Source organism: Desulfovibrio sp. (genome assembly GCF_047607245.1).
In the GTDB taxonomy this organism is placed as follows: Bacteria; Desulfobacterota; Desulfovibrionia; order Desulfovibrionales; family Desulfovibrionaceae; genus Desulfovibrio.
In genome coordinates, this window is record NZ_JASGDK010000004.1 from 1 (window position 1) to 23,316 (window position 23,316).

Annotated in this window: 24 protein-coding genes; 11 read left to right on the top strand and 13 right to left on the bottom strand. The window is 53.9% G+C overall.

Annotated elements, in window-relative coordinates; all coding sequences use genetic code 11:
- From QM579_RS00285 to QM579_RS00300, 4 genes are all read left to right on the top strand, one after another.
- The coding region (locus QM579_RS00285) for a hypothetical protein (RefSeq protein ID WP_414997241.1) at window positions 1–281 on the top strand (281 nt) is incomplete at its 5' end.
- A 17-nt stretch (window positions 282–298) separates the two neighbouring features.
- Window positions 299–976 (top strand): hypothetical protein, encoded by a 678-nt coding sequence (locus QM579_RS00290; protein ID WP_414997242.1) that lies wholly within the window; start codon window positions 299–301, stop codon window positions 974–976.
- Window positions 977–1,145: 169 nt separating this feature from the next.
- On the top strand, window positions 1,146–2,036 hold the full coding sequence (locus QM579_RS00295) for an alpha-1,2-fucosyltransferase (RefSeq protein WP_414997243.1): 891 nt from the start codon (window positions 1,146–1,148) through the stop codon (window positions 2,034–2,036).
- Window positions 2,037–2,075: 39 nt separating this feature from the next.
- Window positions 2,076–2,786: a DUF268 domain-containing protein gene (locus QM579_RS00300; RefSeq protein ID WP_414997244.1), complete on the top strand. Its 711-nt coding sequence runs from the start codon at window positions 2,076–2,078 to the stop codon at window positions 2,784–2,786.
- A gap of 7 nt (window positions 2,787–2,793) precedes the next feature.
- Here the strand turns inward: QM579_RS00300 and QM579_RS00305 are convergent, their stop codons facing one another.
- The 6 genes from QM579_RS00305 to QM579_RS00330 all read right to left on the bottom strand — a co-directional run bounded on the left by QM579_RS00305 (window position 2,794) and on the right by QM579_RS00330 (window position 10,918).
- Entirely contained in the window at window positions 2,794–3,411 is a 618-nt protein-coding gene (locus QM579_RS00305; RefSeq protein WP_414997245.1) for a hypothetical protein, read from the bottom strand.
- 92 nt (window positions 3,412–3,503) lie between these two features.
- Entirely contained in the window at window positions 3,504–4,295 is a 792-nt protein-coding gene (fliR, locus tag QM579_RS00310) for a flagellar biosynthetic protein FliR (RefSeq protein ID WP_414997246.1), read from the bottom strand.
- A gap of 133 nt (window positions 4,296–4,428) precedes the next feature.
- The gene (locus tag QM579_RS00315; RefSeq protein WP_414997247.1) at window positions 4,429–4,617 is read right to left on the bottom strand and encodes a hypothetical protein; all 189 of its coding nucleotides are present in this window, start codon (window positions 4,615–4,617) and stop codon (window positions 4,429–4,431) included.
- Window positions 4,598–6,277 carry an MFS transporter gene (locus QM579_RS00320; RefSeq protein ID WP_414997248.1) on the bottom strand — a complete coding sequence of 560 codons (1,680 nt, stop codon included), beginning with the start codon at window positions 6,275–6,277 and terminating at the stop codon, window positions 4,598–4,600. The genes QM579_RS00315 and QM579_RS00320 overlap by 20 nt, the downstream gene beginning before the upstream one ends.
- Window positions 6,278–6,520: 243 nt before the next feature.
- Window positions 6,521–9,640, bottom strand: a complete 3,120-nt coding sequence (locus QM579_RS00325) for an efflux RND transporter permease subunit (protein ID WP_414997249.1) — start codon at window positions 9,638–9,640, stop codon at window positions 6,521–6,523.
- Window positions 9,641–10,918, bottom strand: coding sequence for an efflux RND transporter periplasmic adaptor subunit (locus tag QM579_RS00330; RefSeq protein ID WP_414997250.1), 1,278 nt, complete (start codon window positions 10,916–10,918; stop codon window positions 9,641–9,643).
- A 99-nt stretch (window positions 10,919–11,017) separates the two neighbouring features.
- Between QM579_RS00330 and QM579_RS00335 the strand changes: the two genes are divergently transcribed.
- The gene (locus tag QM579_RS00335) at window positions 11,018–11,848 is read left to right on the top strand and encodes a MerR family transcriptional regulator (RefSeq protein WP_414997251.1); all 831 of its coding nucleotides are present in this window, start codon (window positions 11,018–11,020) and stop codon (window positions 11,846–11,848) included.
- A gap of 268 nt (window positions 11,849–12,116) precedes the next feature.
- On the opposite strand, the gene QM579_RS00340 is transcribed toward QM579_RS00335, so the two are convergent.
- The 5 genes from QM579_RS00340 to QM579_RS00360 form a co-directional block, all read right to left on the bottom strand.
- On the bottom strand, window positions 12,117–12,755 hold the full coding sequence (locus tag QM579_RS00340) for a carboxymuconolactone decarboxylase family protein (RefSeq protein WP_414997252.1): 639 nt from the start codon (window positions 12,753–12,755) through the stop codon (window positions 12,117–12,119).
- A 90-nt stretch (window positions 12,756–12,845) separates the two neighbouring features.
- Window positions 12,846–13,337, bottom strand: coding sequence for a cupin domain-containing protein (locus QM579_RS00345; RefSeq protein WP_414997253.1), 492 nt, complete (start codon window positions 13,335–13,337; stop codon window positions 12,846–12,848).
- A gap of 10 nt (window positions 13,338–13,347) precedes the next feature.
- Window positions 13,348–14,331: an aldo/keto reductase gene (locus QM579_RS00350; RefSeq protein ID WP_414997254.1), complete on the bottom strand. Its 984-nt coding sequence runs from the start codon at window positions 14,329–14,331 to the stop codon at window positions 13,348–13,350.
- A gap of 12 nt (window positions 14,332–14,343) precedes the next feature.
- Complete coding sequence (locus QM579_RS00355; RefSeq protein WP_414997255.1) at window positions 14,344–14,967, bottom strand: flavodoxin; 624 nt, start codon at window positions 14,965–14,967, stop codon at window positions 14,344–14,346.
- 208 nt (window positions 14,968–15,175) lie between these two features.
- On the bottom strand, window positions 15,176–16,177 hold the full coding sequence (locus QM579_RS00360; RefSeq protein ID WP_414997256.1) for a DUF362 domain-containing protein: 1,002 nt from the start codon (window positions 16,175–16,177) through the stop codon (window positions 15,176–15,178).
- A gap of 172 nt (window positions 16,178–16,349) precedes the next feature.
- On the opposite strand from QM579_RS00360, the gene QM579_RS00365 reads away from it, so the two are divergent.
- Complete coding sequence (locus QM579_RS00365) at window positions 16,350–17,312, top strand: AraC family transcriptional regulator N-terminal domain-containing protein (protein ID WP_414997257.1); 963 nt, start codon at window positions 16,350–16,352, stop codon at window positions 17,310–17,312.
- 282 nt (window positions 17,313–17,594) lie between these two features.
- Here the strand turns inward: QM579_RS00365 and QM579_RS00370 are convergent, their stop codons facing one another.
- Together QM579_RS00370 and nth are read right to left on the bottom strand one after the other, a co-directional pair.
- Window positions 17,595–18,548: a chemotaxis protein gene (locus QM579_RS00370; RefSeq protein WP_414997258.1), complete on the bottom strand. Its 954-nt coding sequence runs from the start codon at window positions 18,546–18,548 to the stop codon at window positions 17,595–17,597.
- Between the two features lie 116 nt (window positions 18,549–18,664).
- Entirely contained in the window at window positions 18,665–19,351 is a 687-nt protein-coding gene (gene nth / locus QM579_RS00375; RefSeq protein ID WP_414997278.1) for an endonuclease III, read from the bottom strand.
- 298 nt (window positions 19,352–19,649) lie between these two features.
- Here nth and cutA point away from each other — a divergent pair, with 298 nt between their 5' ends.
- The 5 genes from cutA (at window position 19,650) to QM579_RS00400 (ending at window position 23,310) form a co-directional block, all read left to right on the top strand.
- Complete coding sequence (gene cutA, locus QM579_RS00380) at window positions 19,650–19,979, top strand: divalent-cation tolerance protein CutA (protein ID WP_414997259.1); 330 nt, start codon at window positions 19,650–19,652, stop codon at window positions 19,977–19,979.
- A 337-nt stretch (window positions 19,980–20,316) separates the two neighbouring features.
- Window positions 20,317–21,270, top strand: a complete 954-nt coding sequence (locus QM579_RS00385; RefSeq protein WP_414997260.1) for a carbohydrate kinase family protein — start codon at window positions 20,317–20,319, stop codon at window positions 21,268–21,270.
- 81 nt (window positions 21,271–21,351) lie between these two features.
- Window positions 21,352–21,792, top strand: a complete 441-nt coding sequence (locus QM579_RS00390) for a VOC family protein (protein ID WP_414997261.1) — start codon at window positions 21,352–21,354, stop codon at window positions 21,790–21,792.
- Between the two features lie 321 nt (window positions 21,793–22,113).
- Window positions 22,114–22,542 (top strand): DMT family transporter, encoded by a 429-nt coding sequence (locus tag QM579_RS00395; RefSeq protein ID WP_414997262.1) that lies wholly within the window; start codon window positions 22,114–22,116, stop codon window positions 22,540–22,542.
- Between the two features lie 294 nt (window positions 22,543–22,836).
- Window positions 22,837–23,310 (top strand): YbaK/EbsC family protein, encoded by a 474-nt coding sequence (locus QM579_RS00400; protein ID WP_414997263.1) that lies wholly within the window; start codon window positions 22,837–22,839, stop codon window positions 23,308–23,310.
- Window positions 23,311–23,316: the final 6 nt, after the last annotated feature.

Consider the following 23,316-nt stretch of genomic DNA (forward strand, 5'->3'; position numbering starts at 1 on the left):
CGTTCAGGGCGCAAATGCAGATTTTTCAGGCTTTGGGAATTTCACCGAGTAACAAGCTTATACGATTTCACCAAAACCTGTATGCCGGTATTGCGCCCACTACAGCCGATGATATGGCGGGTCTTGTAGACTGGGCTTTCACCTTGCGTACGGCTAACGCTGTGAAGCCTCTTTTTGATGCTTCACTTTTTAATGCCGATCTTTTTGCTCGTTTGGAAGGCATTATGCAATGCAGTCCTTCGTTGTCGGAACGCCACTGGTGGCGGCTTAAAAACTGGTAGAAGCATCGTGAAGCAACTTGCTGTTCTGTGGCGTCGAATACATTCTTGTCGTGAGGGTTGTTGCTATGAATAGTGAATTATCCAGAGATGCTTCTATTTTTACGGAAGAAATGCTGCTTCCGGCCATGAGCGATGCTGAAGTTTTACTGCTCGAAAAGTATACGCCTTCAGGGCAGGTTCTTGAATTTGGTGCGGGCGGCAGCACCGTTTTTTTTGCTAACCGTGGCGTGCAGAATATTGTTACCGTGGAATCTGATGCAGAATGGATAAAAAAGCTGCTCCTTGGTAGCGCCTTGCTGCGGCAGCGAACCAAGTCAGGGCGATGGCAGGCTCTGCACGCACATATTGGTGCAACAGGAGAGTGGGGTATCCCCCTGGCCAAACGCCCTTCAGTGGCTTGGCTCAACTATCATCAGGCCGTCTGGAGTGCAGTGGACCCCTCACTGCTGGATTTCGTGCTTATTGATGGAAGGTTTCGGGTAGCCTGCGGCCTGCAGGTACTGCTACGGACGGCGGAAAGAAAACTTCCAGTTATGATTCATGATTTTCCTGACCGTGTGCATTATCATGTCCTGCTCAATTTTTTTGATATAATTGACGCAGTTGATACCGCAGTAGTCTTGCTCAGAAAGGATAATCTGTCTTGGAGAGATGCCGCGATTTGCCTGCAGGAGTATCAGTTTGACTGGAATTAGGGCGTTTTTTGACTTTGCCCCAGCTGCTGCCCGCAGGGCCAAAATGTTGGCTGCAGTGTGTTTACGTGCGTAGTATCCGTCATGAAATGCTGTCTTGAATGTAACACGCTCTGATCCCGCCATTTTTACCGGATCGCAGTGTGACATCTGCCAATTGCTAGGTAAATAAATGGATAACAGCACTGAAATATTAAACTTTCCTATGTCTGCGCTGGTAAAGATTGACGGAGGGCTGGGGAGTCAGATGTGGCAATATGCCCTGGGAGTGGCAGTTGAGCATCATTCACCCTTGCGCGCCCTGCATGATCTTTCTTGGTATTACTTTCACGGAAAAGATATAAATAACAAATACAATCGGCTATTCATCCTGGATAAAGTTTTTAAAAATGTACGGTTGCGTCTGCCGAAAGAAGACCTGAGACAGCGTTTTATATTGAACCTTGACAGATATCCAGGTTCATATCGCAAATTTGATCCCAGTATCATCGCTCGTAAAACGCCAGTTTATCTTGGCGGCTATTATCCAAACGCCAAGTATATTGTTTCTGCTGCTGACACCATTCGCAATATATATAATTTTACGGTGGCCCTATCAGAAAGAAACAAAAAATTGCTTGCAGATATTATGACAACAGCGGCTCCGGTGGCTGTTCATGTGCGGCGGGGCGACTATGTGGGTTCAAGGCATGACGTAGTTGGCCCTGGTTTTTTTCTTCAGGCGCTTAACTGGATTTCTTGTCATTTGGCCCCGGTTATCCCTACATTTTTTGTTTTTTCCAATGGGATGGAGTGGGCAAAAGAGCATTTGAGCAGTGCACCGCATAATTTTGTATTCGTGGATAATAATGACAATGATTCTGGACAGGTTGATATGTTTCTTATGGCACAATGCAAACATTTCATCATTTCCAATTCGTCTATGAGCTGGTGGGCGGCCTGGCTGTCCAGTAGGTCTGACAATAAAGTGGTCATCATGCCCGACAAATGGGTGGCGGATGAAAAGCCTGATGAAAAATGCAGCATGCGGGTAGACGGCTGGCAGGTGCTTCCTGCGATCTGACAATCGGCGTATTTTATATGGACTGTGTGAGGTGTGACTGTGGATAGAGACTATGCTGTTGCGATGAAAAGATATCTTTTGCGGTTTGGCCAGGTTGCTTCGGCGCTTGAGGATAATGGCAGATTTACCTGCCAATGGGACGACAGACATCCCTGTCTTACTGATGCCAAACGTGAAACACCGTTTGACGCGCATTATATATATCATACTGCATGGGCTGCGCGTATTCTTGCTCAAACCCGCCCGGCGTCACACGTTGACATAGCTTCAAGCCTATATTTTGTGTCTATTGCATCAGCCTTTGTTCCTATAACTTTTTATGACTACAGGCCTGCCAATTTGTCCCTTTGTAATGTTGAATGTAAAAAAGCTGATATCATAAATTTACCATTTAAAGACAAAAGTATTTTATCGTTGTCTTGCATGCATGTTGTAGAGCATATCGGCCTGGAGCGTTATGGCGATACGTTTGACCCTCAGGGCGATTTGAAAGCCATGAAAGAACTGGCTCGAGTGCTGCATCCTGACGGACATCTCTTGTTTGTTGTTCCTGTGGGTGGATGCGCCAGAATTCAATACAATGCGCACCGCATCTATAAATATAGAGATGTGCTGTCAAATTTTAGCGGATTGCAGCTTGAAGAATTTTCGCTGGTCACGGATGATTCTCAGTTTATCGCCAATGCTTCGGAAGCTGATGCAGATCTGCAAAAATATGGCTGCGGATGTTTTCTTTTTAGAGCGGGCTAACTGATACTTAACCCCGGGCACGCTCGCGGTATGTTTTGTTTTCTTCTGTACTGTATATGGTGCTGTAATGGTCCAATATTTCTTTAAATTTTTGAGGAACAGCAATGTATTGATCGTTAATGACTGAGATATATCTATTTTTGTTGTGAAGTAAATTTATAAATGTTGGCAGATCGCAATATCGCTCATTGCAATATTTCATGTTAATTATTCTGGCATCATCTATTATGATGATGGCGTCATCATTGGCATGGTTGTTTATTATTTCAATCTCTTCCAGCAGCGGTCTGGTTTCTCCGGTGTTTTCGCCACTATAGTGGGCATCGAGATAAAAGATAACATTTGAAGTTTTTTCGTTCTGTAGAATCTCAGGCAAAAAGCTGCAACTTGAACCAAAAAGCTTCACCACATTCTTTGAGAAGACCAGGTTTTTGCGTGCGGCAAGATAAAGTTCTTCTGAAATTTCAATTGTATAGACAAGTCTGAATATTTTAGAAAGCTTGCCTGTCGTTTGCCCCAGGTATGTTCCGGTTTCTATGCATACATCGTATCCGTGTTTTAAAAAAAGATCGGCAAATGAAAAGGGAAAGCCGCTTGCGGCTACAGGAATATACATCAATCCCATAGTGCAATTCTCCTTTTTGATGCAGCAGTAAATCTCAATAAATAGTTCGCGGTCAAGTAGGCCCTTTCAATGTAAGAGGCGAGGCCTTGATATTACCTGTACAGAGGGCTCATTGAGCGTAGCAGGTTGGTGAACAGGCCGTCCAGCCCCAGAATAAAGGTCTCCACATGGTCAGCCATAATGACCAGCAACAGGCCCACAAAGAAAAATCCTACGCCAATCTTGGCCGGAAAGCCGAATTCCATAATGTGTATCTGCGGCGAGGTGCGAGCCACCAGGCCCAGGGCCACTTCCACCATAAAAAGCGCCACCATTACCGGAGCCGCAATTTGCAGGGCCAATACGAACATCTGTGAAGCCAGGTGCAGTATCTGCCACAGGATGTTGGCACCGATGAAGAGCCCGCCCGGCGGTATCAGCTTGAAGGATTCGGCAAAGCCCTTGATCATGTACAGGTGACCGTCCAGCGCCAGAAAGGTCAGCAGCGAAACCATCCAGAGAAAAAAGGCCGTGATGCCCGTCTGGTTGCCGGTGAGCGGATCGGCAAAGTTGATCATTGTAAAGCCCATCTGAAAGCCCAGCAGCTCCCCGCCCGCCTGTATGCCCATAAACAGAAAATTGACGGCCATGCCCAGCACCAGCCCCAGCACAGCCTCGCCCAGAATCATGATTACCATGTCGAATGGGTGGACAGGCATCTGGTTGCCGGGCAGGGCAAGATGCGGCCATATACCCAGCGTAAACACCAGCGTTATGGCGGCTTTGACCTGTACGGGAATGTTATTGGTGGAAAATACAGGCAGCATGAACATGACGATACTTACCCGCATCATAGTAAGTATGAGACTTAAAATCTCTGCCTGATTATAGTTGAACACGTCCATGCTGGGGAGATTGCAAAATGGTTGCCAAAAAATACAGCCTTTTTGCGCCGCTACGCGTCAGAAGGGTGACGCGTAGCGGCTGGTCCGCCCTGCGGGGGCAGGGCTTTGGAGGAGGACGGTTTTACCTGGACAATCAACGACAGGGCAGTGTTGCCGTGCCAATTTTTGCGAGGTTAATTTCTGCCATGTTATTTTTTGCCTGATGCATTTTCGCCTGATTAACTCCATCTGCCTGTCTGCGGGCAATTGGCTCTGCATCAATTGCCATGCCAGATTGCTTGTCGTCAGGGCACTCCTTGGGATCAACTTCTGCTTTGCTCATTGGGGCTGTAGTGGCGTAGTCCATTGAAAACCCACAGACCCAAGAGAAAAACAAGAAGCGCCGCAGACAACAACACGGTACTGTGTGCGGCAGAAAAAGCCGCCTGTCCAGCCTCGGCAATAGTTTTGCCTTTTTCTCCGCCAGCAAGCTCCGCAGCAACCATTGTGTCACTGATGGAATCTATAACGTTGTCCGGCAGGCCTTGCCGCAAGTGTTCCGGCAGGTGCAACGCAGCGCTGTAATTGGCTGATAACAGCACACCAAAGCCTGTTATGCCAAGCCCCGTGCCAAGGTCATAGCCTAATGCCTCGATTGACCCGGCGGCGCCGCCTTTTTCCGGCGGTACGCTGCCCATGATGGCAATGGAGGAGGCTGTAAGCCCAATGCTGAGTGAGAGGCCCAGCACAACCATATACGAACCCACCAGCCAGCCCGCATCATGAAAACTAGCAAGACCCAATCCGGCAAGGCTGGCCCCGGCAGCCAGCAGCGACAACGTACAGACGTTCCGCAGTCCTCCCCAGACTACCAGTTTGCCAGCCAGCGGGCCGCCCACGCCAGCAGAGATCATGATTGGCAGCATGAAGATGCCAGCCTGCAAGGGGGTGCGTGCGAGAACGAACTGCAGTTCCTGGGCAATGGTCAGTTCTACGCCAGCCAGCGCGCCTGAAACAATAAGGGCTGTCACAAGCCCCACGCGAATGGCTGGCAAGCGGAACAGACCGAGGTCAAGCATGGGCGTGCGTGCAGTCAATTGCTTGCGTACGAACAGAATGAGCAAGAAAATGCCGCAACCCAGTATACTCCCGCAGAGCAGTAGCGATGCTCCCTGCTTGAAAGCGGCCTTTATGGCGTACACTGTTGCCATAAGGCCCGCCGCCAGTGTCAGGGCCTGCCCAATGGGCCATGAGCCCTTGGCCATGATTTGAGGCTTGGGCAGCAGGTAGGCAGCCAGGGGCAGAATAATCAGAATGATCGGCACGTTGATAAGGAAAACAGAGCCCCACCAAAAGTGTTCGAGCAGAAGGCCGCTCGCCAGAGGCCCCATAGCTGCGGCTACCGTGCTTACCGTGCCCCATATGCCCAGGGCCATAGCCCGTTCTTTCCAGTCGTCAAACGTAATCCGTATGGTGGCCAGCACGCTTGGCACAATCATAGCCGCGCCCACGGCAAGAAGCGCCCTGGAAATAATGAGGGCTTTGGCAGTGGGCGAAAAGGCCGCAGCCAGCGAGGCAACCAGAAAAATGACCAACCCTGCCAGAAGCAATTTGCGCGGGCCGATACGGTCGCCCTGTGTGCCCATTGGCACCAGCAGGCTGGCCACAATCAGAGGGTAGATGTCGATAATCCAGAGTATTTCCGTGCCCGTGGCCTGAAGCGAAAGGGTCAGAGAGGGAACCGCGATATGAAGGATGGTCATGTCCATAGCAATGGGCACCCACGCCACCATAACAGCGACAAGCACCCGCCAGCGCGCGGCTTTGGAGAGGCTTGTGGGGATTGGCGCACCCTGTGGAGGCGCACTGTGTGTAGTCAGATCATCTGTGTTCATAAAAAAATCATAGGATACGTTTGTTACAGCCAGCACAGTGTTTGCGTCAGAATGCGTGGCAGTGGGCAGGCCGGGCCGCCCATCGTGATGCAGCAGGCATTTTGCCAAAGATTACTCTTTTGGTAAAATGCCTGCTTTGCAATACGGGCATGCCAGACGTATTGCGGTCTACGGGCATGCCAATGTCTTGTCGTATTTTTAAAGAGGCACGAATTAAAGAGCCTCCTGGAAACGCTGGTTTATTCCGTTTGGCGGCATTGCTTCATTTTTTTCGAAACAGTCGAGGGCGGAAGAGTCCATTCCTGCTTCAAAAAAGATCGCGCCTTGCCAAACGGAATAAATCACCGTTCCTTAAGCAGTGTTGTCAGGTTGCGCGCCCGGTGCGCGTTTGCGAAATATATTCACAACCAGCACAAAGAACAGTGGCGTAAAGTAAACGCCAAGAGCCGTCGCGGTAAGCATTCCCGCCATCACCACAGTACCCAGAGCATTTTGTGCTCCTGACCCGGCTCCGCTACTCAGGGCCAGAGGAATGACACCGAGAATAAAACACAGGGATGTCATTATGATGGGCCGCAGCCGCAGCCGGGATGCTTCAATGGCGGCAGCGGCCAGACTTTTGCCAGCCCGGTGCTGGGCGCGGGCAAATTCCACAATCAAGATGGAGTTTTTGGCTGACAGGCCCACAACGGTCAGCACAGCGATTTGGAAATAGATATCATTGTTAAGGCCGCGCAGCCAAGCCCCGGCAAGAGCACCCACAAGGCCAGTAGGCACGGCCAGCAGCACGGATACGGGTATGCTCCAGCTTTCGTACAGGGCCGCCAGGCTAAGAAAAACCACCAGCAGGGATATGGCATAGAGCATAGGGGCCTGATTGCCGGAAAGCAGTTCCTGGTAGGACAGCCCGGTCCAGGCAAAGTCGAAGCCCGGAGGCAGATCCTTTGTGCTGGCTTCCATAGCCTTCATGGCCTGACCGGAACTTTGCCCCGGTGCGGCCTCGCCTTCAACTTTTACGGACGGCACACCCTGATAGCGGGTAAGTTTGGGGGAAGCCGTGATGGATTCAACACCAAGAAAGCTGGCAAAAGGCACCATTTCACCCGCGCTGTTGCGCACATGATAGCGGTAAAAGTCTTCAGCGCTGGAGCGGAACGCTGCTTCAGCCTGAAGGTAGACTTTCTTGGTGCGCCCTTTGTCCACAAAATCGTTGATATATTCCCCGCCCCAGTACGCGCCAATAGAGCCGTTGACCACGGCCATGTCCAGACCCAGCGCTCCCGCCTTGTCGCTGTCCACAAGCAGGCGGTACTGTTCGGCGTCGTCAAGGCCGCTGTACCGGGCATAGGCGAGGCTCTTCTGCTTCATTGCATTTTGCAGCAGGGCGTTCTTGGCAGCCATAAGCGATTCATGACCCCTGGCCCCACGGTCCATCAGTTCCATATTGAAGCCAGACGAGTTGCCAAGTTCCATAACAGCGGGGGGAGCCATGACGAAAACCTGAGCTTCGGGAGTGGCAGCGAAGCGCGCGTTGGCCCTGTTCATGACATCAAAAACCCCTTGTCCCTTGCCGCGCTCGCTCCAGTCTTTGAGCAGGGCAAAGGCCATGCCAGAAGCCTGGCCGGAACCACTGAAACTCCATCCCATAACTGTAAAGATGCTTTGTACGGCCTCTTTTTCGTCCTGCTGAAAGTAGTTTTCCACTTGCGCCAGCACTTTTGCTGTGCGCTCGAAGGAAGCCCCCGGCGGCAGCTGAACATCAAGAAACAGTATGCCCTGGTCTTCTTCTGGCAAAAATGCGCTGGGCAGCCGCAAAAGCAGAAGGGCGCATACGGCAAGCCCTGCGCCGAAGATGACAACCCAGCGCTTCGGCTTGTCGAGCATGGGCCTCAGGCTGACGGCGTAACGCCGGGTCAGGCGGTCAAACCAGCGGTTGAAACGGCCAAACAGACCCTCACCCTGACTATGCGCGTGCCTGTGCAGCATGGTGGCGCACAGGGCGGGTGTGAGCACAATGGCAACCAGCACCGACAGCACCATTGAAGTAACAATGGTTATGGAAAACTGGCGGTAGATGACGCCCGTGGAGCCGGACATAAAGGCCATTGGCACGAAAACGGCGGAAATAACCACGGCCACGCCCACCAGCGCTCCGGTAATTTCCTTCATGGATTTGAGCGCGGCGTCTCTGGGGCTGAGCATTTCATCCCGCATGAGGCGCTCCACATTTTCAACCACCACAATGGCGTCGTCCACCAGCAGGCCGATGGCCAGCACCATGCCAAACATAGTCAGGGTATTGATGGAGTATCCCGCCAGAGACAGTACGGCGAACACGCCCAGCAAAACCACAGGCACAGTGATGGCCGGGATAAGCGTGGAGCGGAAGTTCTGCAAAAACAGAAACATCACTGCGACCACAAGGGCCACGGCTTCCAGCAGGGTACGCACCACAGAACTGATGGATTTTTCAACAATGGGAGCTCTGTCGTCCGCGAAGGCGTACTGCATGCCTTCGGGAAAAAAGCGGGCAAGGGATGCCAGTTCCGCCTTGATGGCGTCTGTGGTTTTTATGACATTGGCCCCGGATGCCAGTTTTACAGCCACGCCAACAGCCGGGTAGCCGTTAAAACGAGACTGCCCTGTGAAGTTTTCTTCATTGATCTCCACGCGGGCAACTTGTCCGAGACGGAGAACGGCACCGTCACTTTCGGTGCGCAGGCGAATCTGTTGAAATTCTTCCACCGTTTGCAACCGCGAGGCGGCGTTGACAGTGATGTTAATTTCCTGCCCCGGCAGGGCGGGGGCTGCGCCTGCCTGGCCGCCCGCAACCTGGGCGTTTTGGGCTTGTACGGCGGCCACGATATCCTGTGGGTTCAGCCTGTACTGCTCCATCTTCGCCGGGTCGCACCAGATGCGCATGGCGTTGACGCCACCGTACAATGTGGTGGAACCCACGCCTTCCACCCTGTTAAGCTGGTCAATAAGGTTGCTTGCCACGTAGTCGCTGATGCCGCCTGCTGTCATTGAAGCGTCAGTGACGTAGAAGGCTATGACCATGAAGGAATTTTCCACGGCCTTGCTGACCTGCAGGCCCTGACGCTGCACGGCCTCGGGCAGCATTGGCATAGCCTGCTGCAGCTTGTTCTGCACCTGCACCTGGGCAATATCGATATTGGTTCCGGCCTCAAAGGTGAAAACCATCTCCACAGAACCGCTGGAATCACTGGACGAGCGCATGTAGAGCAGGTTGTCGATGCCCTTCATCTGTTGCTCGATGAGCTGGGTCACGCTCTGGTCCACCGTTGCCGCCGAAGCGCCGGGGTACTGGCCGGAGATGGATACCTGCGGCGAAGCTATATCGGGGTACTGGGCTATGGGCAGATTGCGCAAGGCCAGTCCGCCTGAGAGCATCAGAAGAATAGCCAGCACCGTGGCGAAGATGGGGCGGTTGATAAAGAAGGCAGCCATTTATCGCCCATCCCGTTTTTTGCTATTCTGCACAGCACCGCTGTCTTGAGTATCGTCGGGAGTTTGCTCGCCAATGGCTTTTCCTTCGGCAGCGGCTTTCTGGATGCCTTCCACGATCACAAGGTCTCCGGCTTCAAGGCCGGAGCGTACCAGCCAGCGGTTGCCAAAGGGGCGGTCGAGCTCCACGCTTTTTTTCTGCACCGTAAACAGCAATGCAGCGCTTTTGGCCGCGGCCGAGGTTTCGGGCTCTTGCAGCGTGAGCACAAAATGGCGACCTTCTCCGTCAGCCATGACAGCTCGTTGAGGAATCAGAAGGGCATTCTCGATGGAACCTTCCTCAATCAGCACTCTGGCGTACATGCCCGGCAGCAGCAGACCTTCGGGGTTGGGAAACAGGGCGCGCATGCTCACGCTGCCGGTGGTCTGGGCCACGCTTATTTCTGCGAAAAGCAGATCGCCCTTATGCCACTGCGGTTCACCGTGCTCTGAACCGGGCACGGCATAGGGCGTGCCGTCTTCAAGAATGAGACGCGCTCCGGTTGTGCCTTTTCCCCATGCGGGCCCAAGAGCGGCGGCAAGGCGGCGCAGGCGCAACATGCTGGCGTTGGATTGCGTAATATCAACATACACCTGATTAATCTGCTGAATGACAGCCAGAGGGCCTGTCTGGTTTGCTGTCACCAGCGCGCCCTGCGTGACGGCAGACCGGCCTATTCTGCCGGACACCGGAGCCTTGATGCTTGTATAGTTCAGGTTGATTTCCGCAGTTTCCAGAGCAGCCTTTGCCCGTGCAACGCGGGCTTTGGCCTTGCCGTGTTCCGCCACGGTATCATCCCATTCCTGCTGGCTTACGGCGTTGGCCTTGGCCAGCACCCGGGCGCGGGCTTCGCGCTTTTGCTGCGCCGCCGCGTGTACCAGGGCTTCTTCCAGCTCAGCTTTGGCTGTATTTCTGGCCGCTTCGTATGCGGCGGGATCTATCTGGTAGAGAACCTGCCCCTTTGTTACAGGCGCTCCTTCTTCAAAAAGCCGCTGCTGAATGATGCCGTCAACCTGGGGGCGCACTTCGGCTGTTACCAGAGCCGCCACACGTCCGGGCAGCTCACTGGTCAGCACAAGGTGCTCTGGCGCAACGGTTGTGTAACGTACCTGCGGAACTTCTCCCATTGACGGCGGGCCGTCATTGCAGCCCGCCTGCAACATGCAAAGGCAAAGCAGGGCCGCAAGGCGTGGCATGAAGCGGCTATAGCGGGGAACCGGGATATTTATAAATCTGAACATTATTTCCTCTTAAGGCTTGGAATGGGCAATTTGCTTGCTATTCGTAATGGTGTCAGTCACCATAAGGTATGGAGTAACTCCAGAGTCAAGAGGAAAACTATGAAGTATTTGAGTACCGGAGAATTTGCCAGGTTGTGCAGAACGCGAAAGGACACCCTGCTGTTTTATGACAAGGAAGGGCTGCTGAAACCCCGGCACGTCTCGGAAAATGGCTATAGGCATTACAGCATAGACCAGTTTTACGAGTTCGACATGGTGTCTATGCTCAAGGAAACGGGCAGCTCGCTGAAAGAAATACGCAGTTTCGTGCTTGAGCCTGATCCGGCAGGACTGCTGGAGCATCTGGAGGAAAAAAAGCGGCTTCTGCGTCAGGAGCGTGTGCGTCTTGCCGCCAGGCAGAAAATGCTGGAAACGAATATCGCCTTGGGGCACGAAGCCCTGAACGCCCAATATGATGTTCTGGATCTTGTGGAAATGGAAGAAGAGCAGCTTGAGATGACGCCTGTAAGTCCGGAAGATCAGGCCACGGAAGAAGGCTGCATCGCAATCTTTGCCGAGTTTGCAGATAAATTTGAAAAACAGGGCAGGTCAGCTCCCATGCCCTTTGGTTTTCTGACGGAGCAGGAGCATCTTTCTTCATATATTGCAGATTATTTTTTCTGCGGCGCATCGCGGGGGACCAGAGTGGAAAATTTGCGTATCCGGCCTGCGGGGCTTTATGCGCGGTTTTACCATAAGGGCGATGGACAAAGCCACGAAGCTGCTTACAGCCGTATGGTGGATGCCATTGCACAGCGGGGCTGGGTCATCAGCGGGCACATGTACGGGTATGACATGGCCAGCTACATTGTTTCGGCATCCGCCAACGAATATGTGGCAAAGTACTGTGTGGCGGTCAGCGTTGCTGACGGGAAGGGGACCACGCTGTAACAGAGCCGTATTGTGTACTGCGGCGTGACGGTGGATATGAGTTTTCGATATTTTGGATTCCTGCGCACCAGAAATGCCGCAAGGGATTGCCCTAAAATTTATGCCACAGCAACGCCGCGTAGAGGTGGACTTGTTTGCCGTTATGCGACGTTGCCGTGGCAACTGTTTAATGCCCGGCAATGGGGCGCGACTGTGCCGTTTGCTGCCGTTTGCGTTGCAACAACAAGTAGCTCCGGCAAAGCGTAAAGTTAGTGGATGCGCAAATGCGTCACGGCTGCCTGTTGTCTTCTTCCTCCAGAATCACATCAACCTTCTTACCCGTGGACTCAGCGACTTTAGCCCGAAGAACTGCGGCCAGATCTTGCATCTGTTTCGCTGTCAGCCCCACATTTCTGCTGATACGGCAGTGTGCCCGAAGCTGGCTTTCCACACCATCCATGCTGGCAAGGGCAGAAACCGTGGCGATTTCCCGGCTTTGCCAGTCCAGGTTGTCACGGCCAAAAATATCTCCGAACAAATGGGCCTTCAGAAATTCGTCAATGGCCGGGGCAAAATCCATAAGCCCGCCTTTGACAGGAGCGCCCGCCAGCGTGGTTTGAACTTTTGTGCCACGTTCAAGGCTTGTTGTTCCTGCAGGAACCGGGCTTGCCTCTTTGCCCGGCTCGTCTCGGATGCCTTTTGCCTCGCGCTCGCCAAGCACTTGCTGAAAGGCCCCTAGGGCATTCAGGCTGCGGGGAAATCCCGCGTACGCGTAAAGCTGCACGAGTATTTCCTTGATTTCATTGACGGTCAGCCCGGATCCAAGTCCGTCATGCAACGCCATTTTCAGGCCGGGCATATGACCGCTTGCGGCAAATGCGGCAATGGGCACTATGGCCTGCTGTCTGTTTGATAAAGTGGTATTCACTGTTTGCGCCTCGCATATTATGCCGGATAGGCACAGCAGCAGTGCCGCTGTGCCTGCCATGACTGCTTTTCGCATTAAGCCTCCGGAATTTTACTGGCCGTTGTATTGTTCGTCCGTGACTTTTTCCATCCAGTTCGCGGCCTGCCCGTCCTGTTCTTCCTGAATGGCGTAGTGCGACATGGCTTGATCTGGGGCAGCGCCGTGCCAGTGCTTTACGCCAGCCGGAAACCAGACCAGATCACCGGAAAAAACATCCTGAACGGGTTGGCCCCATTCCTGAACCCGGCCTTTGCCTGCGGCAATGATCAGAAGCTGACCATAGGGATGCGTATGCCAGTTGCTACGTGCCTTGGGTTGAAAGGTGACAAAGCCCCCTGACAGGCGCGATTCGCCCCGCCGGGGAACGGAAAATTCAACACTGACATCACCTGTAAAGACAGATTCCGGTCCGGCGACAGGCTCCACAGAATTTTTGCGTGTAATAATGATGTTGCTCATGGCTGTATCTTTTGCTGAAGTAATGGCTGCTGTGCCGCATATGGCAAAGATCAGAAGAAGCAGGGGGATGGCAAAGGACTTCATACGTCTTTCCTTACAGTCCGGTACGTTTCTCCAGTTCTTCGGGATATCGCTCGCCTGTTAACTGAATTTCAGCCGCGGCGTTGGTGAGCAGTTCAAGCTCATCAGCTTCAAGCCGCAAGGCCGCTGCTTCCATATTTTCTTCAAGGCGGTAAGGCTTGGTTGTGCCAGGGATGGGCACGATCCAGGGCTTTTGGGCGAGAAGCCATGCCAGGGCAATTTGCCCCGGGGTGGCATTCTTTTGCGTGGCAAAATCTTGAAGCAGGGTCACCAGCGCCTGATTTGCAGCCAGCGCTTCCGGGGTAAAGCGCGGCAGGATGCTGCGAAAGTCAGACTTGTCAAAGGTGGTTGCGGCGTCAAACCTGCCAGTAAGAAAGCCTTTGCCGAGGGGGCTGAACGGAACCAGCCCAATGCCCAGCTCTTCAAGGGCCGGAAGCAGATCCTGCTCTGGCCGCCGCCACCAGAGGGAATATTCGCTCTGGATTGCAGCCACGGGCTGCACGGCGTGGGCGCGGCGGATGGTTTGCACCCCCGGCTCGGAAAGACCGAAATGCTTGACCTTTCCTTGCCCGATCAGTTCCTTGACTGTTCCGGCCACGTCTTCAATGGGCACGTTCGGGTCAACCCGGTGCTGGTAATACAGGTCAATGGCTTCCACACGAAGGCGCTTTAACGAACTTTCCACAGACTGGCGGATTACTTCAGGTCTGCTGTCTGTTATCTGCTTGCCGTTTATGATGGAAATGCCAAACTTGGTGGCAATGGCAACCTTGCCGCGGTACGGTTCAAGTGCTTCGCCCACAAGTTCTTCGTTGGTGAAGGGACCGTAACACTCGGCTGTATCAAAAAAGGTAACGCCGTTTTCGACCGCCATTCTGAGCAGGGCTATCATGTCCTTTTTATCAGATGCGGGGCCGTAGCCATAACTCATGCCCATGCAGCCAAGGCCCATGCAGGAAACGCTCAGGCCGCCAGTACCAAGTGTGCGTGTTTGCATACGATTTCCCCTCTATTTGCTCAGATCAAGACGTTTCAGCCACTGGCCGACATCAGCTTGCGAACCTTGCACACGGCCGCCACGCACAGCCAGACCATCAAGAATGGTCGCACTAGGACAAAGTGTTTTGAGGTCGGCAACGCTTTTTCCCAGTGCGCTGCCTTCATGCGTTATGAAGGGGGCGATTTTTTTGCCTGAAAAGTCATGCTGCGCCAAAAAACCTCTTACGGGCGAAGCAAAGGTGCCCCACCAGTTTGGTGAACCCACAAGGATCACGTCGTAGGGGCTGATGTCGTCCACACTGGTTTTCAGGGGCGGAAAGTAGTTTGCTTTCAGCTCTTTCTGGGCCTGCTCTGTGGTGGCCCGGTATTCTTCCGGGTATGGATGCACCGTCTGCAACTCCACAATGTCGCCGCCAAGCGCAGTGTGGATACTTTCCGCCACAACGCGGGTATTGCCGGAGCGGGAGTAGTATACGATCAGCACTTTTTGCCCCCCTGAAACCGCGGATGTACTGGCTGCGCTGGTGGAAGCCATAAGCGGATGCACCGCCACAGCGAACAGACCTGCGGTTATTGCCGTTATAAATGAGCGCCTTGAAAACGAGGCTGTTTCATGCTGCACAAATTTTTTCATATGACTTCACCGTGTTTGCAACTTTGAAAAGGCACAGCCACAAAGTTGATTTGATCCATACTCGGCAGTGTCGTAACGGGATAAATTTTCAGTAATATCAAGGAGAACGAACCTTTTATACAGGAAGTGTACTCTGATGGTACTCGACCGGAATAAAAGGCGAAGTTCGACGCAGAAATAACTGGAAAGGCGCTCGTGACGGCACTGCCTAGATGACGACCAGTTCATACCCGGACTTCCCCATGCCGAGTTCCTTCATATATTCAAGCTGGCGCAAGCCGCTTCTGGATTCCATACGCTCTACCAGGTCGGCCTTTTGGGCTTCGGGCAGGGCGTATACCAAATCCACGGAAGCCTGATCAATGGCCAGAATGTCCGTTGAAGCCAGAATACCCAGATCTGGCGCGGTAGGGGGTGCGGCACTGATGCCTGCGCAGTCACAGTCTACGGACATGTTTCGCAGTACATTGATATATGTGATGTGCTGGCCAAAATGGTCTGCAACGGCCTTGCCGCCTTCGACCATACGTTCCATAAAGTCCGGCCCGGAAGGCCATGAACTGCCGTCAGAGTCGTGCAGTTGCGCCTTGCCGACTTTTCCTGACGCGCAACCGATGGCGATGTTTTTCAGTGATCCGCCAAAGCCGCCCAGCGCGTGCCCCTTGAAATGGGTGAGTACAAGCATTGAATCGTAGTTCAGGATGTTTTTGCCAAAGGCGACCTCTTTGAACCACTTGCCCCCTTTGACGGGCAGGTTCACGTCACCGTGTTCATCCATTATATCTACGGGGCAGAAGGTCCAGCCGTTGCCCGCGATGACAGTTCTGTGCCCTTCAGCCGTTTTTCTCGGGCTGTTGTAAAGTACGTTGCACTCCACGATAACGCCGCCGGGAACATCGCGCATCAGCTCCTTGACCATTTCCCGGGGGATAATGTTCGGGCCATTGGGTTCGCCCGTGTGCAGTTTGACGGCAATTTTTCCGGTCATGCCCTGGTTGACGCGGGCATATAGTTTGCGCAGGCCTGCGGCACTGAGGTCATTGGTAAAAAATACCGTTGCCTTGCTTTGCCCATCGTTTTCCGGGTTTGCAGCGGAGAGCGCCGCGGCGCTGACCCTGCCGCCAGCCATGTTTGAAAGGGCCGCAACACTCACGGCAGCAGCACTGCTTTTCAGAAAAATACGGCGAGAGATATTATTGGGCTCGTTCATTTCACACCCCTATTGGCAAAACGTGGTCGTTAATGTTGCTTATAAGGTTTGAGCAGAGTTGTCTGAAGGCACATTTCTGCTTATTATTTGCCTAATACTCTCACTGATGTGTAAATTGGGCAGCCTCGTGATAGTGGTGGCTGACGCTATGCAAGGCGCTAGAGGAGGTCATATGGCGGACGATATATGTATGGATATTGACAGGGCAAAAGCATTTCTGAAGCGCAGCGTTCTTGAGCGCATGCCCCGGCCCGGTGTTTACGAAACCGGGCTTGCCGGGGTGCGTATGTATCGGCGCGACAAAACCACCGAACCCCAGACATGTTTTTATCAGCCGGTGATTGTCAAAATGGCGCAGGGGTGTAAGCGGGCTTTTATGGGCAGGGATGAATACCGGTATGGTGAGGACAATATTCTGGTGACTGGCGTTGATATGCCGGGTGCAAGCATGGTTTGTGAGGCTTCGCCGGACGTTCCCAGTCTTTCCATTGCGATTGATCTGGACAAAAGCCTGATCGCCCAGCTGGCGCTGGAAATGCCCCACAAGCCGACAGAGGCATTTTCCGTGGTCAAGGGCATACACGTTCAACAGCTCGACACCGATATTCTGGACGCCTATGTGCGCCTGGTGAAGCTTTTTGATTGCCCGGAAAAACTACTGGTTCTCGGACCGATGATCGTGCGGGAAATTCATTATTTTTTGCTGGCAGGGCAGAACGGGCACAGATTGCGCTCTTTTCATACTATAGGTTCTCAAGGCAATCAGGTTGCTCAGGCCATAACATGGCTGAAACAGAATCTTGCAGCGTCAGTGCAGATTGAAGAGCTGGCGGAAAAAGTCCATATGGCTCCCTCAACCTTTCACAGGCATTTCAAGGAAGTAACGACGCTCAGCCCGCTTCAGTTTCAGAAAAGGCTGCGGCTTCATGAGGCGCAACGCCTTATGCTCATGCAGAATATGGATGCCAGCAGCGCTGGTGTGGCGGTGGGCTATGAAAGCCTCAGCCAATTCAGCCGGGAATATAAACGCCTCTTTGGCGAATCCCCCAGAAAGGACGTGCAACGGCTGCGTGATGAAGCGCTTTTTACGCGCCAGCCAGTCGCGGAGCGGGGAGTAAAATTGCAAGATTTTTAAGGCAGAATGGCCTTCGGGGCAGTTCAAGGTGAGCCAGTTCCGATGACATGCCACGAAAATATGAGCACTAAAGACGCAGGCGGGGAAAATCAGCCCTGGAGGCAGGGGCAACACAGAAGCAGGGATACTTTTCTGCCTGCCAGGCAAGGTACAGCACCTTGTTTATGGTGCGTCTGAAACAAAGACCGCCCGAAGGGGCGGTCAGCGGTATGCCAAAAAATATGTGAGCTTTTATGCCGGAAATCCGGCCTGCGGCACTTGGTATGCGCTCGCCGCTGCCCGCTATTTATTCAGTTTTTCTGCAATAAGCTCGCGGATGATTTTGCTCAGGCTGGGCAGGTCGGGTTTGGAAACCTGCTTGTCTGCCCCCACCTTGACGCCTTTGGCGTACAGGGCCTCAGTGATGAGCGAAGAGAAGAGGATGACGGGCAGGGTGCTCATGCCGGGAGTGTCGCGTATCTTCGCCGTGAGCATATGGCCGTCCATCTCGGGCATCTCGATGTCAGAGATAACCAGATGCACAATGTCGGTAAGTTCTTTGCCTTCGTTTTGGGCTTCATCACGGGTTTTTTGCAAAAATTCCCAGGCTTCGCGCCCGCTGGCCACAGCCGTGACCTGAAAGCCGGACTTTTGCAAAGAAGACTTGATGATGTGCCGCAGCGAATTGGAATCGTCGGCCACAAGCAGATGAAACTGGGCAGCGCCTTCAACGGGAGAGGTGTCTACCTTGATCTGCGACATGTCCAGCGTGCTGTCCAGACTGGCCAGAATTTTTTCCATATCCAGAATAAAGAGCACCCTGTTCTGAATGCGCAAAACGCCGGTGATGCTGTCGCGCGAATAGGTCTGCACGTACTGGTTTGGCGGCTCAATGCGGTCCCAGGTCATGCGGTGGATGCTGGTGACGGACGAGACAAGAAAAGCGGCCTGCACCCCGCTGAATTCCGTTACAATGACCTTGGCGTTGGATTCTTCAGTCATTGTTTTGCCAAGCCATGTGGCAAGATTGAGAATGGGCAGCACCTTGCCCCGCAAGTTGAAAGTGCCAAGCACTGAAGGGTCGCACTTGCTGGGTACGCTGGTGATGTTGGGCAGGCGGATGATTTCAAGCACCTTGGCCACGTTGATGCCGTAGTGCCCACTGTAGGAGCTGCCGTCTGGCTGCTTTTCGTCTATAATAAATTCAATGATTTCAAGTTCATTGTTGTTGACGTTGAGCAAGCTGTTTTGCGACATGGCTTTTATCCTGTATGTCCGAGCCGGTTGGCGGCTGAGTCTTGAATAAGAGACTTGGGGAGCGCTGGCCTGAATGGCAGAGCGCTGTAGTTCTCATCGACGGGAAAACGTATTTCTTAAGGCTTTGATTTTTTGCTGCGTTGCGGGCGAGGTGTTTTGGGCGGTTCGAGCTTCGGGCAAAAGTCTGCCATCTCACACTGCCCGCAAAGAGGTTTGCGGGCCTCGCACACCTCGCGCCCAAACCATACCATGCGGTGATTCACATCGCCCCATTCTTCGCGTGGAAAAAGCTCCATAAGGTCGCGTTCAATGGGGACGGGGTCGGTTGCGTCAGTGAGCCCAAGGCGATAGCTGATACGCTTGACGTGGGTATCTACAGCAAGCCCCTCGTTGATGCCGAAGGCCCCGAACATCACCACATTCGCAGTCTTGCGCGCCACACCGGGCAGGGTGATGAGTTTCTCAAGCGTTTTTGGCACCTGGCCACCGTAAACTTCGCACACGCGGGTCGCAGCGCCCAGCAGATTTTTTGCCTTGCTGTGATAAAAGCCTGTGGGGCGAATGATGGACTCGATCTCTTCAATGGTCGCCTTCGTCATGTCGCTGGGGCCGGGCCAGCGGCGGAACAGTTCCGGAGTCACGGTATTGACCCTGGCGTCCGTACACTGGGCGGCAAGAACCGTGGCTACCAGCAACTGCCACGCTGATTCCGCATCCAGATGCGTGCGGGGAGAAGGATAGCGGGTTCGCAAGGCCTCAAGTATTTTTTGCGCTCTCGCCTGACGGATATTTTTCGCCTTCATGCCTGTCCTATGCCATATGCGCAAAATGCCCGCAAGGTGCATGAGACTGACAGCGTGGCCTGCTGCGTAGTAAAAGTTGCGTATGCGGTCATTGATTCTGCGGCTTTGCGTGTATAAAATCAACATATGCCTTGCAGGATGTGGCGTGATGATCCTGTAAAAACCGTGCAGGTTGTGAAGCCAGCTGTATACAAGCAGTGTTGCGCGTTTATGCTGTGGCCTTGCCGCCTGTTGCGGTCTTTGTTTTTTGCGCGTTTGGGTATAACCTTGCCCTCAGACCCCACGGCGGAGGTATCGCATGTCCCTTCTCGTTTATGTCACTGCGCCCCATGAAGAGTTTGCCCTTGAGCTTGCCCGCGCCCTGGTGGGTGAGGGGCTTGCCGCCGGGGTAAATATAGTGCCTGGGGCGCGCTCCATATACCGTTGGCGCGGCGAAGTTCACGATGCGGCAGAATGCCTGCTGCTGGCTCAGGTGAGCCGCGCGGCCCTGCCAGCCTTTGAAGCGGCGGTTAAACGCCTGCACCCCTACGAGGTGCCCTGCATTGTGGCTGTGCCCATTGAGGCGGGGCATGGGCCTTTTCTGCACTGGATTCAGGAGAACAGCCAACCGCCCCCGCCCGAGTCATAACAATAACGCAAGGCCAGGCCTTTGCGCCGGGCAGAGTCAGCCTGAGTTTGTTGGCAGCAGGGATTTCAGGGCAATTTTTTCGGTTATTCCACGGGTAAAATGTCTTGAAGTCTTTTACCTTCGAAAAACTTGATCTGCTCTAGAACTGCTGCGCGCTGCGGCTTTTGTCGCTACAGGGCATGAGGTCGGCGCGGGGTTTTTGCGCCGCAATGCCAAGGCAGTCTTTTGAAAGCCGTGAAAACAGTTTTTTCAGTTCAAAATGTTTCTGGCCAATTTCCGGCGGGGCGGCCAGACTGTTTTTAACAAATATTTGTTCACCATATAACGCGAGGACCCTATGGCCATTTACGTTTCCGGTTCGCTGGCCTTTGACCGCATCATGACCTTTCCCGGTAATTTTCAGGACCATATTCTCATGGACAAGCTGCACATGATCAATGTCAGCTTTATGGTGGACGGCATGGATGAAAGGCGTGGCGGCTGCGCGGGCAATATCGCCTATACTCTTGCCCTGCTTGATGAAAAGCCCGTGATTGTGGCCGCTGCCGGACGTGATTTCGAGTCCTACGCCCAGACGCTGGCCTCCCACGGCCTGCCCCTGGACGGCATCCGCCGCGCGGAAGATGTGTTCACGGCCCTGTGCTATATCACCACAGACCTGAACAGCAACCAGATCACCGGGTTTTATCCCGGCGCAATGACCCTGCCTGCCGTGTACGACTTCCCCGGCATGGATGCCCGCCAGGACATCGCCATCGTGTCGCCCGGCAATGTGGAAGACATGCGCCGTCTGCCCCGCATGTACCGTGAAAAGGGCGTGCCATATATTTTTGACCCCGGCCAGCAGTTGCCCGTGCTCACCAGCGAAGAACTGCTGGAAGCCATTGAAGGCTCCCTGGCCTGCATCACCAACGACTATGAACTGAACATGATCTGCAAGGCCACAGGCAAGAGCGAAGATGAAATTGCGGCCCGCACCAGCTGGCTTGTGACGACACTTGGCGCGGAAGGCGCACAAGTGCGCGGCCAGGGCGAGACCGTACGTATTGCCCCTGTGCCCATTGATAAGGTGCTGGACCCCACCGGAGCGGGCGACGCCCACCGCGCGGGCCTCATCAAGGGGCTGGTGAATGGTCTTGCCATGCCCGAAGCCGCCAAGCTGGGCTCTGTCAGCGCCAGCTTTGCCCTGGAAAAAATGGGCACGCAGGAGCATGTCATTACCCCGGCGAACTTCCGTCAGCGCTACGAAGCTGTTTTTGGCGCGCTGCCCAAAGGCATTTTTGCTGAGTAAAAAATAAAATCAGGGAACTGTGCCGGACCGGGGTTGAAGCCTTGTGTCCGGCACGGAACCTTGCCCGGCTTGGAGACAGCAATGCAGCCCAATCTGCCGCAAGGTATAAAAGTTCTTTTTATTTCAGGCTTCGGCCCCGTGGTGAACAGGCAGCAGCAAAGCGAACACCTGTACAGGGATATGTTCGGCCTGCCGCTTGAGCACACCGAGGGCTATGAGGGCTACTGGCACACGCAGGCCGTGGAAGGCGTGAAACATTTTGCTCTCTGGCCTCTGGACAAGGCCGCGCTTTCCTGCTTCGGCACCGAGCAGTGGCCGGAAGAAGTGCCTGTGCCCCAGGCCTGGCTTGAGCTGGATGTGGAAGACATTGAAGCCGCCACACAAGTGCTTGAGCAAAATGGCTACAATCTGCTAGTGCGCTTGAAGCAGGAGCCGTGGGGACAGACCGTTACCCGTTTTCTCAGCCCGGAAGGATTGCTTGTGGCCGTCGCCCATACGCCCTTTTTGCGCAGCGGCAAATAAGCAGCCTGCGTTTTTTGCTCGGCGGCGGCTGCACGCCGGTTGTGGGGCTGCGGGCTCTGCACTCCTGATGAAGAGCAGAGGCAACCGTTTTCTGCCCGTAATCTATATCTTCACCCTTCGCGCTGACGCATGCGCACTGCGCGGACGGATTGCGCCACGCAGCTGCCGCAAGACATCTTCTGCCAGAGACCTGCCGCAAGCCGTATGGTGGCAAACATTTTGCGGCGGTCATATTGCGCCGAACATCTTGCGGAGGCCTCGCAACCGCCGGAGTGTCTTTATATAAGGGCGCTCCTACCCTCAGACATTGCCGGAGGGGTTATGCTGTACATTGTTCTCATGATTCTGGCAGGCTGCCTGACGGCCATGCAGTCGCCCATTAACGCGGCCTTGAGCCGTACTGTGGGCGTTCTGGAAAGCAGCTTTATTTCTTTTGCCTGCGGGGCATTGTTTCTTGGCTTGGCCACGCTGTTTTTCGGGCGCGGGCAGATCTGGCGGGTGGCTGAAACGCCCTCATGGCAGTGGGTTGGCGGTATTTTCGGGGCCATTATGGTGCTGAACACCATCATTGCCGTGCCGCGCATTGGCGTGCTGGCAACGGCTATGGCTATGATTTTCGGCAATCTGCTTATGGCGGCTGTTATAGACAACTACGGCTGGTTTGGTCTGCCCGTGACGCCCTTTGGCTGGCCGCGCCTTTTGGGATTCGTGCTGGTACTGGTTGGGCTGGCGCTGGTCTTCAGACGCTAGGCAGTGCCGTAGCCAGTGCCTTGCCAGTTGGCTCTGCGTTGAATTTCATCTTTTATTCCGGTCGAGCGCCATAACTTCGCGCTCCTGCATAAAAGGTTCGCTTTTTGATATAATAAGAAATTCATGTCGAGATGATACTATCCAGGGCGGCACTTAATATTGGCGGTACGCCGATGCTCTCATCGGGCAAAGTCAGAATCAGCAAAATGTTGCCGTAAGAACTGGCATGCACTGTACCAAGCTTTGCAGAAAGCGGCTTGATGGTACAGCGGGATTTAAAACCAAGGACGGATCATGCGTGTGGATGCGGTAAAGGCTGTGCTGGCGAGTCACGGCCTGGCTGAGGCCTATATGGAATTTGAGGTGTCGAGCGCCACTGTGGATCTGGCTGCCGCAGCCGTGGGTTGCGAGCCGGGGCGTATTGCCAAGAGTCTTTCTGTTATGGGGACAGACGGCCCCCTGGTGCTGGTGGCGATGGGCACGGCCCGGCTGGACAACCGCAAATTCAAGGACGCCTTCAATTGCAAACCCCGTTTTATCAAGCCAGAAGAACTGCTGGAACTGGTGGGGCATCCGATGGGCGGCGTGTGTCCTTTTGCGTTGCACGACAATGTGCGCATCTATCTGGATGCCAGCCTCAGGCGTTTTGACCCAGTCTATCCAGCGGCGGGAGCGCCCAACAATGCAGTAAGAATTACGCTGGACGAACTTGAGCGCATCACCGGGGGCGTCTGGGTTGACGTGTGCAAGGAAGCAGAACCTGCCTGAATCGTC